Source organism: Erwinia pyrifoliae DSM 12163 (genome assembly GCF_000026985.1).
In the GTDB taxonomy this organism is placed as follows: Bacteria; Pseudomonadota; Gammaproteobacteria; order Enterobacterales; family Enterobacteriaceae; genus Erwinia; species Erwinia pyrifoliae.
In genome coordinates, this window is record NC_017390.1 from 1,893,771 (window position 1) to 1,907,056 (window position 13,286).

The 13,286-nt window shown below is 55.6% G+C and carries 10 protein-coding genes, 1 pseudogene and 1 other annotated feature; of the genes and pseudogenes, 5 read left to right on the plus strand and 6 right to left on the minus strand.

The window, feature by feature from the left end:
• Nucleotides 1-65: 65 nt before the first annotated feature.
• The 5 genes and pseudogenes from trpA to EPYR_RS08455 all read right to left on the minus strand — a co-directional run bounded on the left by trpA (nt 66) and on the right by EPYR_RS08455 (nt 6,594).
• On the minus strand, nt 66-872 hold the full coding sequence (gene trpA / locus EPYR_RS08430; RefSeq protein ID WP_012667976.1) for a tryptophan synthase subunit alpha: 807 nt from the start codon (nt 870-872) through the stop codon (nt 66-68).
• Complete coding sequence (gene trpB, locus EPYR_RS08435) at nt 872-2,062, minus strand: tryptophan synthase subunit beta (RefSeq protein ID WP_012667977.1); 1,191 nt, start codon at nt 2,060-2,062, stop codon at nt 872-874. Before trpB ends, trpA begins: the two co-directional genes overlap by 1 nt.
• Before the next feature lie 14 nt (nt 2,063-2,076).
• Nucleotides 2,077-3,438 (minus strand): bifunctional indole-3-glycerol-phosphate synthase TrpC/phosphoribosylanthranilate isomerase TrpF, encoded by a 1,362-nt coding sequence (gene trpCF, locus EPYR_RS08440; protein ID WP_012667978.1) that lies wholly within the window; start codon nt 3,436-3,438, stop codon nt 2,077-2,079.
• A gap of 2 nt (nt 3,439-3,440) precedes the next feature.
• Nucleotides 3,441-5,032 (minus strand): annotated as a pseudogene (trpD, locus tag EPYR_RS21045) (bifunctional anthranilate synthase glutamate amidotransferase component TrpG/anthranilate phosphoribosyltransferase TrpD).
• Complete coding sequence (locus EPYR_RS08455; protein ID WP_012667981.1) at nt 5,032-6,594, minus strand: anthranilate synthase component 1; 1,563 nt, start codon at nt 6,592-6,594, stop codon at nt 5,032-5,034. The pseudogene trpD and the gene EPYR_RS08455 overlap by 1 nt, the downstream one beginning before the upstream one ends.
• A gap of 24 nt (nt 6,595-6,618) precedes the next feature.
• Nucleotides 6,619-6,717, minus strand: a sequence feature (Trp leader region).
• Nucleotides 6,718-6,871: 154 nt separating this feature from the next.
• Between EPYR_RS08455 and rnm the strand changes: the two genes are divergently transcribed.
• From rnm to rluB, 4 genes are all read left to right on the plus strand, one after another.
• Nucleotides 6,872-7,783 (plus strand): RNase RNM, encoded by a 912-nt coding sequence (gene rnm / locus EPYR_RS08460; RefSeq protein ID WP_012667982.1) that lies wholly within the window; start codon nt 6,872-6,874, stop codon nt 7,781-7,783.
• On the plus strand, nt 7,783-8,403 hold the full coding sequence (locus tag EPYR_RS08465; protein WP_012667983.1) for an L-threonylcarbamoyladenylate synthase: 621 nt from the start codon (nt 7,783-7,785) through the stop codon (nt 8,401-8,403). The genes rnm and EPYR_RS08465 overlap by 1 nt, the downstream gene beginning before the upstream one ends.
• Before the next feature lie 398 nt (nt 8,404-8,801).
• Nucleotides 8,802-9,695: a hypothetical protein gene (locus EPYR_RS08470; protein ID WP_231844234.1), complete on the plus strand. Its 894-nt coding sequence runs from the start codon at nt 8,802-8,804 to the stop codon at nt 9,693-9,695.
• 464 nt (nt 9,696-10,159) lie between these two features.
• Nucleotides 10,160-11,047, plus strand: coding sequence for a 23S rRNA pseudouridine(2605) synthase RluB (rluB, locus tag EPYR_RS08475; RefSeq protein WP_012667985.1), 888 nt, complete (start codon nt 10,160-10,162; stop codon nt 11,045-11,047).
• A gap of 149 nt (nt 11,048-11,196) precedes the next feature.
• Here the strand turns inward: rluB and EPYR_RS08480 are convergent, their stop codons facing one another.
• Nucleotides 11,197-11,964, minus strand: coding sequence for a YciK family oxidoreductase (locus tag EPYR_RS08480; RefSeq protein ID WP_012667986.1), 768 nt, complete (start codon nt 11,962-11,964; stop codon nt 11,197-11,199).
• A 213-nt stretch (nt 11,965-12,177) separates the two neighbouring features.
• On the opposite strand from EPYR_RS08480, the gene sohB reads away from it, so the two are divergent.
• Nucleotides 12,178-13,227: a protease SohB gene (gene sohB / locus EPYR_RS08485; RefSeq protein ID WP_012667987.1), complete on the plus strand. Its 1,050-nt coding sequence runs from the start codon at nt 12,178-12,180 to the stop codon at nt 13,225-13,227.
• The last annotated feature ends 59 nt before the right edge of the window (nt 13,228-13,286 follow it).

Here is a 13,286-nt window from a genome sequence, read left to right on the forward strand (position 1 = left end):
AATTTCAGGCGCAACAATTGGAAAGAAAATAATGCCTTATCGCCAGGATAAGGCATCATCAGGGGTTAGCATCGGGTGCCGTCTTTCAGGCTGGCGGCAAAAGCGGTCAGTTCTGACAGCATCACCGCAGGCTCGGTCAGATGTTTCTCAATGATTTTGACCACGGCAGAACCTGAAATCGCCCCTCTCGCCCCGGCAGCAATCGCCTGCTGCACCTGTGAGGCTTCGGAAATGCCAAAGCCCTGCAGCGCCGGGGCCGCATGATATTCGCGCAGTTTATCCACCAGGTGTTTAAGCGGCAGACTGGCGCGGGTTTCTGAACCGGTCACCCCGGCACGCGACAGCAGGTAGGTATACCCCCGGCCGTGAGAAGCAATTTCACGCAGTAAATCGTCACTGGCGTTTGGCGGGCAGATGAATATAGGCGCGACGTTATGTCGCATGGCCGCCTGGCGGAACGGGGCAGACTCTTCAACCGGTACATCGGCCACCAGCACCGAATCAACGCCAACCTGCTGGCAACGGGAATAGAAGTTATCAATGCCGTTGGAGAAGACCAGGTTTGCGTACATCAGCAGGCCAATGGGCAGCTGTGGGTATTTCTCACGGATCGCCGCCAGCATTTCAAAACATTGCTCCGGCGTGACTCCGGCAGCGAAGGCGCGCAGGTTAGCATTCTGTATAGTGGGGCCATCTGCCAGCGGGTCGGAAAAGGGAATGCCCAGCTCAAGCGCATCAGCACCGCCTGCCACCAGCGCATCGATAATCTGTAACGACAGTTTGGGCGTCGGGTCGCCGAGGGTGACGAAGGGGACAAACGCCCCTTCCTGCTTTGCGGCCAGGCGTTTAAAACAGAGGTCGTAGCGATCCATCAGATTTCTCCCTTAGCGGTAAGGATGTCGTGCACGGTGAAAATATCTTTGTCACCACGGCCGGAAAGATTGACCACCAGCAGCTGCTCTTTTTCAGGATTTTCGCGTGCCATTTTCAGCGCATGGGCCAGCGCATGTGAGGATTCCAGCGCCGGGATGATCCCTTCGCTGCGGCACAACGCCTTGAAGGCATCCAGCGCTTCTTCATCGGTAATCGAGACGTAGTTCGCCCGGCCGATACTGTTAAGGTGAGCATGCTGCGGGCCGACTGAAGGGAAGTCGAGACCGGCTGAAATAGAATAAGACTCTTCAATTTGCCCGTCTGTGGTCTGCATCATCGGTGATTTCATACCAAAATAAATACCGACGCGCCCGTGCTTGAGCGGAGCGCCATGCTCGCCGCTTTCAATACCGTGACCGCCTGGCTCGACGCCAATCAGTTCCACACCCGACTCATCAATAAAGTCGGCAAACATGCCGATGGCGTTAGACCCCCCGCCGACGCAGGCGATGACGGCATCCGGCAGGCGACCTTCCTGCTGTAGGATCTGAGCTTTAGTCTCCTCCCCAATCATGCGCTGGAATTCACGCACGATGGTCGGGAATGGATGCGGGCCTGCCGCCGTACCCAGCATATAGTGGGTGGTTTCGTAGCTGCCGGACCAGTCGCGCAGCGCTTCATTACAGGCGTCTTTTAGCGTGGCGGCACCGCTGTGCACCGGGATCACCTCCGCACCCATCAGGCGCATACGAAATACGTTAGGCGACTGACGCTCAATATCCTTCGCACCCATATAGATGCGGCATTTCAGGCCGAGCAGCGCGCAGGCCAGCGCCGAGGCAACGCCGTGCTGACCGGCACCGGTCTCAGCAATAATTTCGTTTTTGCCCATGCGCTTTGCCAGCAGCGCCTGGCCCAGTACCTGATTGGTTTTGTGCGCGCCGCCGTGCAGCAGGTCTTCACGCTTCAGATAAAGGCGCGTTTTGCTGCCCTTAGTCACGTTTTTACACAGCGTCAGCGCGGTTGGGCGGCCAGCGTAATTTTTTAGCAGGTCGGTAAATTCGGCCTGGAATGAGGGATCGCTCTGCGCGCTGATAAACGCATCTTCCAGTTGAAGCAGGGCAGGCATCAGGATCTGCGGCACGTACATGCCACCAAACTCGCCAAAATAAGGGTTTAAACGTGTCATATTATCTCTCTTGTTCACCAGGCTTTCAGCGTCTGGAAGACGGAAGCCATTTTAGCTGCATCTTTGATCCCTGGAGCGCTCTCCACGCCGGAATTAAAGTCGAGACCGGCACAGCCCTGCTGTGCGGCCACAACGCAGTTATCCGCACTCAGGCCACCGGCCAGCAGGACGTTATCCAGCTTTTCACCCTTTAACAGCGACCAGTCGAATGCTTTACCGCTGCCGCCATTCCCCTGGTCAAAGACGTAGCGATCGACGTGCGGCCAGTCGCGTGCGGGCAGGCGGGTGCTGATGCTGAAGGCTTTCCAGATCTGCACATTTTCAGGCAGCGCGGCACGCAGCTGGCTGATGAAATCGCGATTTTCGTCGCCGTGCAGCTGTACCGCGTGCAGGTTGAGGTGCCGGGCAATAGTGACAATGTCACCCACGCTGTCGTTGCGGAATACGCCAACATACTGCAGCGCAGCGGCGGCGATCACCTGCTGGGCTTGCACTGCGTCAATCTGGCGCGGCGAGCCGGCGGCGAAGATCAGCCCGCCATAGATAGCCCCGCACTCCAGCGCACTGCGCGCATCCTGGGGGCGGGTCAGTCCGCATACCTTGTTCTCGCCGAGCATCACCCGCCTGACGGCAGCGGCAAGATTATCTTCAGACATCAGCGCCGAACCTATCAGGAAGCCGTTGGCGAAATGACTTAGCTCGCGTACCTGGGCATGGCTATTGATACCGGATTCACTGATGACCGTGACGTTATGCGCCACGGCAGGCGCCAGGCGGCGGGTGCGGTCAAGGTCGATCGACAGATCGCGCAAATCGCGGTTATTGATGCCGACCACTTTAGCGCCCAGCGAGGTGGCGCGCTTAAGCTCTTCATCGTTGATGACTTCCGTCAGCACGCCCATATTCAGGCTGTGTGCCACGGTGGCCAGCTGGCGATACTGCTCATCGTCCAGTACCGACAGCATCAGCAGAATGGCGTCTGCCTGATAATAGCGCGCCAGATGGATCTGATACGGACTGATAATAAAGTCCTTGCACAGCACCGGCTGGCTGACTGCCGCACTGACGATGGCGAGAAAGTCAAAGTTCCCCTGAAAGTACTGCTCATCGGTCAGCACGGAAATCGCGGAGGCGTAATGCCGGTACACGCCGGCGATCACCGCCGGGTCGAAGTCCTCTCGGATCACTCCCTTGGACGGCGAGGCTTTTTTGCACTCCAGAATAAATGCGGTACGGGCGCCCTTCAGGGCATCGTAGAAACTGCGCGTGGCCGGGACTATATCATTCTGAAACGAGGCCAGCGGCTGCTGCTGCTGGCGTGCCGCCAGCCAGACGGCTTTATCGCGCACGATTCGGTCAAGTATGGTTTCCTGCATGATTATCCTCTTTCTGCCAGTGCGAGCACATGCTGCCAGGCTTTGCCGCTGCGGATGGTTTCAAGCGCCTGTCGGGCATTAAGCCGTAGGTCTTCATGGCCAAAAATTTTCAATAACAGGGCGACATTTGCCGCTACGGCTTCTTCATGAGCCAGTTGGCCATTACCCTGGAGTAAACGCGCCAGAATGTCACGATTTTCTTCCGGCGAACCCCCAGCCAGCGCCTCCTGTGGGTGACTGCCCAGCCCGAAGTCATCCGGCGTCAGCTGGTAGCGGGTTATATCACCGTCGCGCAGTTCGGCCACCTGAGTGGCACTGTGCAGCGCCACTTCGTCCATTCCGCCGCCGTGTACCACCGCCGCACGCTGGTAGCCCAGCATCTTCAGCGTCTCGGCGATTGGCAACACCAGCTCCGGGCTGTAGACGCCGATCAGCGCCAGCGGCGGGCGCGCCGGGTTAATCAACGGGCCGAGAACATTGAAGATAGTGCGGGTTTTCAGCTCTTTACGCACCGGCATGGCATGGCGGAAGCCGCTGTGATACTGCGGGGCAAACAGGAAACAGACGTTCAGCTCATCCAGCGCCTGGCGCGCCTGTTCCGCTGGTAAGTCCAGGCTGATGCCAAAAGCCGCCAATAAATCTGAAGAGCCGGACTGGCTGGAGACGCTGCGGTTGCCGTGCTTCGCCACTTTTAATCCGCAGGCCGCAGCAACGAAGGCGCTGGCGGTGGAGATATTAATACTGTTACTGCCGTCACCGCCGGTGCCAACGATATCGGCAAAGGGATAATCAGGGCGCGGGAAGGGTTTCGCATCGGCCAACAGGGCGGTTGCCGCTCCGGCAATCTCCTGCGGGGTTTCACCGCGCACCTTTATGGCGATCAGCGCGGCGGCCAGCTGCGCGGGTGCCAGCTGGCCGCCGATCATGGCAGTGAACAGCCGGTGGCTTTCCGCCTGTGTCAGTCCCCTGGACTGGTATAATTTTTCCAGAATGCTATTCATCAATGGCTCCTTGATTACGCCAGCGCCCAGGCGAGGGTTTGCTCCAGCAGGCGCGCCCCCTGGCTGGTGAGAATGGATTCCGGATGGAACTGGAAGCCGCAGACGCGGTTAGCGTCATCGCGCACCGCCATCACCATATCGTTAAAGGTGGCATTAACGGTCAGTCCGCCGGGAATTTTGCTGCCAACCAGTGAGTGGTAACGTGCCACCGGCAGCGGGTTGCTCAGTCCGGCAAACATGCCTTGATCGTCATGGCTGATGGCAGAGGCCTTGCCGTGCAGGATTTCACCCGCCTGACCAACGTGGCCGCCGTAGGCCTCCACTATCGCCTGGTGCCCCAGACAGATACCAATGATCGGCAGACGGCCTCGCAGCTGTCGGAGCAGTTCTGGCATACAGCCTGCTGCCGACGGCGCGCCGGGGCCGGGTGACAGCATCAGTACCGGATTTTCCATCTGTTGCAGGCGAGCAATCAGCGTCTCTGCCGGCACGTTATTACGGTAAATCGTCACCTGATGGCCAAAGGTACGCAGCTGGTCAACGAGGTTGTAAGTGAATGAGTCGAAGTTATCGAGCAGCAGAATATCGGCCATCAGAAAATCTCCCGGCAGTGATGAGCAGTGGCGATGGCGCGCAAAACCGCCCGCGCTTTATTGCGGCTTTCATCCGCTTCCGCCTGCGGACAGGAGTCCAGCACCACGCCAGCCCCGGCCTGCACCGTTGCCACGCCGTCTTCAACGTACGCGGAGCGGATAACAATACAGGTGTCGAGATCGCCGCTGGCAGTAAAGTAGCCTACCGCGCCGCCATAGCTGCCGCGCCGCGTGCCTTCGGCTTTGGCAATCAGCTGCATGGCGCGCACTTTCGGCGCACCGCTCAGCGTGCCCATGTTCATACAGGCGCGATAAGCGTGCAGCACATCAATATCGCTGCGCAGCTGGCCAACAACGCGCGAAACCAGGTGCATAACGAAGGTGTAGCGATCGACCTTTGTCAGGTCGGCAACATAGCGCGTACCGGGCTGGCAGATACGTGCCAGATCGTTACGCGCCAGATCGACCAGCATCAGATGTTCGGCCATCTCTTTATGATCGGTACGCATTTCAAGCTCTATGCGGCTGTCGAGATCGCGATCGAGCGAGCCGTCTGCGTGACGGCCACGCGGGCGCGTTCCGGCAATCGGGTAGATTTCGATTTGATTGCTGGCGGCTGCGTACTTCAGCGAACTCTCCGGCGAGGCACCGAACAGGCTAAAGTCACGATCCTGCATAAAGAACATATACGGGCTGGGGTTACTGTTTTTCAGCGTGTCGTAAGCGGCCAGCGGGGAAGGGCAAGGCAGAGAGAAGCGGCGCGATGGCACAACCTGGAAAATTTCACCGATACGGATAGCCTCCTGCATCTGGCGCACAATGGCGCAGTACTCTTCATCGCTCTGACTGACGCTAAGCTGCATACTGTCCACCTTTTGCACCGGTAAGGCGCTGACAGGTTGAGACATCATGCCGCACAGCTGTTCTACACGGCTCTGCAAACGCAGAAACTCAGTCGCTTCCGGGGTAAACAGGCTGGCCTGCAGGCGAGCGCTCCGTGTCTGGTGGTCGATGACCAGCAGCGTTTCCGCCAGATAAAAACAGTAGTCCGGGCAGCGCTGCTGGTTATCAAGCTCCGGCAGCGTTTCAAAGCCGGCGACCAGGTCATAGGCAAACAGCCCGCCAAGCAGCATCGCCTCACGCTCCTCCTGAGGAGAATTGACCAGCCCGGGGATCAGGCGCAGCGCATCAAATACTGACAGGGCGCGCAGGTTAGCGTCTTCATCCTGGATTTCTTCATTGAGCGGGAACACCAGTTCCCGACTCTCAGGACGTATCTGGTTGATTACCGTCGAGGGCAGCGCGGCATCCAGTAACGGCAGCAGCGCACAACCGTTGGCCGACAGCGCCTGGATGTGCACGCGATTATTCAGTGCGCTGATGCGCAGGGCGCTGTCAACAATCAGCAGGCTTTTCAGATTGCATTTACTGTCGACATCGGCAGATTCCAGCAGCAGCGTCTCTGAACGTGCCGCGCAGAGCTGATGGAAAACCGCAGCCGGATCTTCCCGGTACGGTGCACTGGCGGTAATCAACTTCACTCCAGGTTTGGCATTTGGCATTAAGATGTTCTCTGTATTTTGCTCAAAAAAAAGCCCGCACTATGCGGGCCTGAGTATCTGCACAACGTAATTAACCGTGCATGACCGCCTCGCCCGTCAGGGAGAAGTGCGCCACCAGCCAGTGTTTAAGTTGAATAAGTAGGCCATGAGACAGATACCTTGTTTGTGAACTTGTGTACTAGTTAACTAGTTCATGGTAAAAAAGTCAATACTCTTTTTCACTTAGCGGGAATCGCGTTATCATGCTGCGCTATGTCCCCGTCTACCCGGAGTTGTTTTGACCGCCGTCGTTTCCCCAGTCAGTGCATTTCCTGTTTACGATCTTCACAGCCATACCCGCGCCTCCGATGGCTTACTGACGCCAGAACAGCTGGTGTTGCGCGCAGTGCAGCAGCGCGTGGGCGTACTGGCCATCACCGACCATGACACCACTGACGGCATTGCCCCGGCGCGTGAAGCGGTGACGCGCCATCAGCTGCCGCTGCGGCTGGTCGACGGCGTGGAGATATCCACCCTGTGGGAGAATCACGAGATCCATATTGTCGGGCTGGGGATCGATATCGCGCATCCGCAGATGGTTGCGCTGCTTGCCGCGCAGGCTGAACGTCGCCTTGCGCGCGCCCGCTTAATCGCCGAGCGGCTGGAAAAGGCGCATATTCCCGGTGCGCTGGATGGGGCGCTGGCGCTGGCTGCAGGCGGCGCGATCACGCGCGGGCATTTCGCTCGTTTCCTTATTGCGGCCGGTAAAGCCAACAATATGCAACAGGTTTTCAAAGACTATCTGGCACGCGGCAAAACCGGCTACGCTCCGCCGCAGTGGTGTACAATTAAGCAAGCCATTGATGCCATTCATCAATCAGGCGGCAGGGCGGTAGTGGCCCACCCGGGGCGTTACGGCCTGTCTGCCAAATGGCTTAAGCGCCTGCTGGCACATTTTAGCGAGCAGGGTGGAGACGCGATGGAAGTTGCCCAGTGTCAGCAGGCACCCAACGAGCGCCAGCAGCTGGCACGCTATGCCCAGGATTATCAGCTGGCCGCCTCGCAGGGATCTGACTTCCATCAGGCGTGCCCGTGGATTGAACTGGGCAAAAAATTATGGCTGCCTGGCGGCGTAGAGGCCGTCTGGCAGCGGTTCCCTGATATTACCGCATCGGTTTGTCGCCAGGAATTTCAGATAAGAGGTGAGTGATGAGTCAGTTTTTTTATATCCACCCGGATAACCCGCAGCCGCGTCTGATTAAGCAGGCGGTAGAGATGTTAAATAAGGGCAGCGTGATCGTCTACCCGACCGATTCCGGATATGCGCTGGGATGTAAGCTGGAAGATAAAAGCGCCATGGAGCGGATTTGCCGTATTCGTCAACTTGACGGCAATCACAACTTTACCCTGATGTGCCGCGATCTGTCCGAGCTGTCTACCTACGCTTACGTCGACAACACCGCGTTTCGTTTAATTAAAAACAATACGCCGGGCAACTACACCTTCATCCTCAAGGCCACCAAAGAAGTGCCGCGCCGCCTGATGAGCGAAAAACGCAAAACCATCGGTTTGCGCGTCCCCTCTAACCCGATTGCTCTTGCCCTGCTGGAAGCACTCAACGAGCCGATGATGTCGACCTCGCTGATGCTGCCGGGCAATGACTTTACCGAGTCCGACCCGGAAGCGATTCAGGATGAGATTGGCAAGCTGGTGGACTTGATTATTCACGGTGGTTATCTTGGCCAGCAGCCAACCACGGTGATTGATTTAACGGAAGTTGCCCCGGAAGTGGTACGTGAAGGCGTGGGTGATGTTCAGCCTTTTCGTTAATGACTAAAAGTTCGCCTTGGGAAACTAACAAGACGTCCTGGCTAATCACTGCCGTTCGACGCGGGTATTTTCGTCGTCCATCTTGCTTGCGCAAAATTTTTGTTGAATAACTGGCGTCCCTGGCTGGCGCATTACAGCAGTCTTCGCAGATGTGGCAAAAGCTACCGGGGTTAAAGCCGGTAGCGGCGCTGCAATGACATCAGGCATGTGGATCGATCCGGGCAGGCAAAAAGCTCAAACCCGGTGGTCGCCATAGAAGAATAACGATTTCACCGTGCAGGCTCTTACGGCACGTTAAACCTTAGGGCAGTCTATAGAATTACGTCAAAAGAAAGGCGTTTTCTGAAAGGCTTTATGTTGGTAAATGAATTAGCATGCATTTTTTATTACATGAGATAATGAAAATGAACGTTACCAGCACGTCTCAATCAACTTCAACCACTTCGTTAACACCAGTGCCGGAAGAATCATCGAGTGTAAAAAGCACATTGGAGGTAACTAATTACTTTGAAAATCTCCCCGTGGAACTATTGCAAAAAGTGGCATCTTTTTCAGGTGGAAGTTATGGAGAGCTTCGCCAGACCTGTCCATTTTTTCGAGATCGTTTAGAGAGTATAAGTAGTATTGCGAATAAATTCCGTGGCAATAATGTTCCCCAGACAGAACAACAAAAAAACGAGTATCTTTTATTGTACAGTGCTATGAAAGAGAAGGCATCCCCTCAAACAGTTGCAGCTCTCGCTAACCAAAAAAATGGCTTCACAGATAAAGAAATATCGACTTGGGCAATGACTTGCCGTTATCCTGGTGTTCTTGAGGTGGTTGACCCAATCAAAAAAATATTTAATGACATGTCCCCTCAACTCACTGTTGCCCATGGCTATTTTGATAGTCAGCACAGCTTAACATTACGGCTTTATGAACAAAATCTTAATGAAAGGGATATCAGTGAGATTTTCAATCAGGCTGATAGTTTATTTCAGGCTAACAAAGATGATGCCGGACTGGTACTGGCCTCAAAGATGAGTGCGTTGTGGGATCATCTCGTCGAACTGCGTGCTGCGGATAAGACATTTAAAATTTCGCATAAGGTGTTGGCCCGGCTTCGAGATCGTTACTCGTCGATGTTTCTTGCCGGAGGTACTATTAATACAGTCACTCCGCCTTCGTCAGGCATAATTAAGATGGACAAAGTGCTGAACGCTCCTTTTGGCCGCTTAATTGAGAATTATCTGCTACATCAAATGGTATTAGCGATGATAATGAATCCCCCTGGGCGTATTATCACATGATTGAAAAAGTTAATAAGACGCACCTTCAGGGGTAAGTTCCTTCCATACGTTAAGCCTCCGTGGCAGATTCCGGGTCAGCCTGACAAGGTTGCGCCACAATAGGCCGCCCATGGCAAGGTGGTTGGTGGGGTCAAACCAGCATCCTGATTTTTAGATTTGAACTTTTCGTGGATTCCGATGTTCTGCTGTCTGATAAGGGGCAGCGGTTAAGTACATAGTAACCTGGCCGTCGCTCAAGCCCTTGTATGCCGCAGACAGCGGCTGTTGCGATATGTGGAAATCCATGTTGTGAATTTTCAATCAACCCTTATCAGCATAAAAAAGCGTGCAGATTAATGGGCAACAAAGAGAGTTACACCGTAGTGAAAAAGCTGTATAATGGCAGCGCAATTTCAATTTAAACCATTGAAAAATAAAGAAATTATTTATCATGACGCCTGGGAAGGCGACACAGAGGTAGCTCCATGAGCGAAAAGTTACAAAAAGTTTTAGCACGCGCCGGGCACGGTTCCCGGCGTGAAATCGAAACCATGATCTCCGCCGGGCGCGTGAGCGTAGACGGCAAGCTTGCCACGTTGGGCGACCGCGTAGAGCCAGGCGCATCCTTGAAAATCCGCATCGACGGGCACGTTGTGCCGGTCAGTGAGTCCATCAGCGAAGTGTGTCGCGTCCTGGCTTATTACAAGCCGGAAGGTGAGCTTTGCACGCGTAGCGACCCGGAAGGACGCCCGACGGTGTTCGATCGTCTGCCAAAACTGCGTGGCGCACGCTGGATAGCGGTTGGGCGACTGGACGTGAATACCTGTGGTCTGCTGCTGTTCACCACTGACGGCGAGCTGGCAAACCGCCTGATGCACCCAAGCCGTGAAGTGGAGCGCGAATATGCCGTGCGCGTGTTTGGTGCGGTTGATGATGAAAAAATCAAACTGCTCAGTCGCGGCGTTCAGCTGGAAGATGGCCCGGCGGCGTTCAAAACGCTGAAGTTCACCGGGGGTGAAGGCATTAACCAGTGGTACAACGTGACCCTGACCGAAGGGCGCAACCGCGAGGTTCGTCGTCTGTGGGAAGCGGTAGGCGTGCAGGTTAGCCGTCTGATCCGCATCCGCTATGGTGACATTGATTTGCCGAAAGGACTGCCACGCGGTGGCTGGACCGAGCTGGATCTGTCTCCGACCAACTATCTGCGCGAGCTGGTAGGGCTGGCACCTGAAACCGTCAGTAAAGTCCCGGTGGAAAAAGATCGCCGCCGCACCAAGGCGAATCAAATCCGTCGTGCGGTAAAACGTCATACCACCACCAAGGTGAGCAAACCCGGCAGCGGTCGTCGCCCTTCAAAGCGTCAGCAGGGTTAACCGCCAGCAACGGCGCTCAGGGCCTCACGGCCCTTATGTTTTCATCCGGCCGCTTTTTGTCTGCTGTTTAATTCCCCCTTGAGCGGTTTCCCTATACTGTACCCGCTCTTGCAGTCCCGCTCTCTGTGTTCAGGCTTTATCCCCGTTGATTATTCTGCCGCGCCCGGCTTCCGCCCCGGCTGTGCATCAAAACTCACACCGGTCTTACCTTTGCTGTCGTCGCCCATCAGCCACAGATAGAGCGTCATGATCTCTGCGGGGGTTTTCAGCTTATCGGCATTTTCATCGGGGAAGGCGCTGGCACGCATTTTGGTGCGCGTACCGCCTGGATTGATACAGTTCACCCGCAGCTGGCGCGGATCGTACTCCTGTGCCAGCACCTGCATCATGCCTTCGGTTGCGAACTTGGACACCGAATAAGCGCCCCAGCCGGCGCGCCCCTGGCGACCTACGCTGGATGATGTGAAGACCAGAGAAGCCGCTGGCGATTTCAACAGCAGCGGCAGCAATGCCTGAGTGAGAAAGAATGTGCCGTCTATATTAACCCGCATCACCTGTTGCCAGATGGCCGGGTTCTGCTGTGCCACAGGCAAGACTTCACCCAGCAACCCGGCGTTATGCAATACCCCATCAAGGCGCGGAATTTTTTCTGCGAGAGAACGTGCCAGCTGCTGGCAGTTTTCCGGCGTTGCTGTCTCTAAATCGAGTGCAAACCAGAGCGCAGGCCGTTGTGACTGACTGCATGCCGCCACTTCTTTACTGACCTGAAGCAGTTTTTCTGCATTGCGAGCCAAAAGTACCACCTGTGAGCCATAACGCGCATAGGTTAAAGCCGCTTCGCGCCCGATGCCATCACTGGCTCCGGTCACCAGAATGACCCGGTTATTAAGCAGGTCGCTTTTTGGTTGATATTGCACGTAACATTCCTCTGACGATGAGGTTGTATAGCGAGGGTAGCTTCAGCGAACCCTTGCACAGATTGAATAATGCGAGTTATGCCTGAAATGGCTACCGTGTACAATCCTTTTGGGCGCTGATTCATCTTTTGTTAACGGATTGCAGGCGACTCCGGGCCATGACTCAGCTACACTAATCTACTCTCTAACATAATGTAATTTAAGGCGGATTGTGTGGATCTACTCTCTTATTACGGACTTTTCCTGGCGAAAACCGTCACTGTGGTGGTGGCGATTGCGGCGATCGCGGTCATCGTTACCCAGCTGGCGATGCGCAAGCGCGCCCACGCCGGGCAGCTTAAACTCACCCGACTGGATGAGAATTATACTAAGATGCAGGACAGGATGCGCCTGGCAAAAATGCAACCCCCACAGCAAAAGCTGTGGAACAAGGAGCAGAAAAAAAAGGACAAACAAGAGGCAAAATTGGCCAGGCAGCAGGCGAAGTCTGGTCATGCCGTGAGCAAAGGGAAGTCCACGCTTTATGTTATTGATTTCAAAGGTAGTATGGGTGCCGGGGAAGTCTCCTCGTTGCGCGAAGAGGTTTCTGCGGTGATGGCCGTGGCAGAAAAGGGGGATGAAGTTCTGCTGCGCCTTGAAAGCCCCGGCGGTGTGGTTCATGGTTATGGTCTGGCGGCATCTCAACTGCAGCGCTTGCGGGACAAAAACATCCCGCTTACGGTGGCCGTGGACAAAGTTGCCGCCAGTGGGGGTTACATGATGGCCTGCGTGGCGGATCGTATCGTTGCCGCGCCGTTTTCTATTATTGGCTCGATTGGCGTCGTTGCGCAAATCCCCAATTTCAACCGTCTGCTGAAACGCAATGAAATCGACGTTGAACTGCACACGGCCGGGGAATACAAGCGTACTCTGACGCTGTTCGGAGAAAACACCGAGCAGGGGCGTGAGAAGTTCCGCGAGGATCTGAATGAAACTCACCAGCTGTTTAAGCAATTTGTGCATCAGATGCGGCCAACGCTTGACATTGACAGCGTTGCCACCGGCGAACACTGGTACGGCCAGCAGGCGCTGGAAAAAGGGCTGGTCGATGCCATCGGTACAAGTGACGATCTGATTATTGACCATATCGCAAAACATCAGGTCATCGGGGTGCGTTACGCCCGTCGGAAAGGGATGATGGACCGTTTTACCCAGAGCGCCACTCTTAGCCTTGAACGCCTGCTGCTTCGCATCTGGCAACGCGGCGATAAACCGCTGTTATAGCTGTGTATGATGCCCGCATTCGCGGGCGTCAGGGCAGCCGTCAACAGCGCAGCGTGCCG

Bases quoted from the DNA above. Each gene is read 5' to 3' on its own strand.
- trpCF (WP_012667978.1), bottom strand. From the start codon at position 3,438: ATGCAGGAAACCATACTTGACCGAATCGTGCGCGATAAAGCCGTCTGG.
- rluB (WP_012667985.1), top strand. From the start codon at position 10,160: ATGAGCGAAAAGTTACAAAAAGTTTTAGCACGCGCCGGGCACGGTTCC.
- EPYR_RS08470 (WP_231844234.1), top strand. From the start codon at position 8,802: ATGAAAATGAACGTTACCAGCACGTCTCAATCAACTTCAACCACTTCG.
- EPYR_RS08465 (WP_012667983.1), top strand. From the start codon at position 7,783: ATGAGTCAGTTTTTTTATATCCACCCGGATAACCCGCAGCCGCGTCTG.
- trpB (WP_012667977.1), bottom strand. From the start codon at position 2,062: ATGACACGTTTAAACCCTTATTTTGGCGAGTTTGGTGGCATGTACGTG.
- EPYR_RS08455 (WP_012667981.1), bottom strand. From the start codon at position 6,594: ATGCCAAATGCCAAACCTGGAGTGAAGTTGATTACCGCCAGTGCACCG.
- trpA (WP_012667976.1), bottom strand. From the start codon at position 872: ATGGATCGCTACGACCTCTGTTTTAAACGCCTGGCCGCAAAGCAGGAA.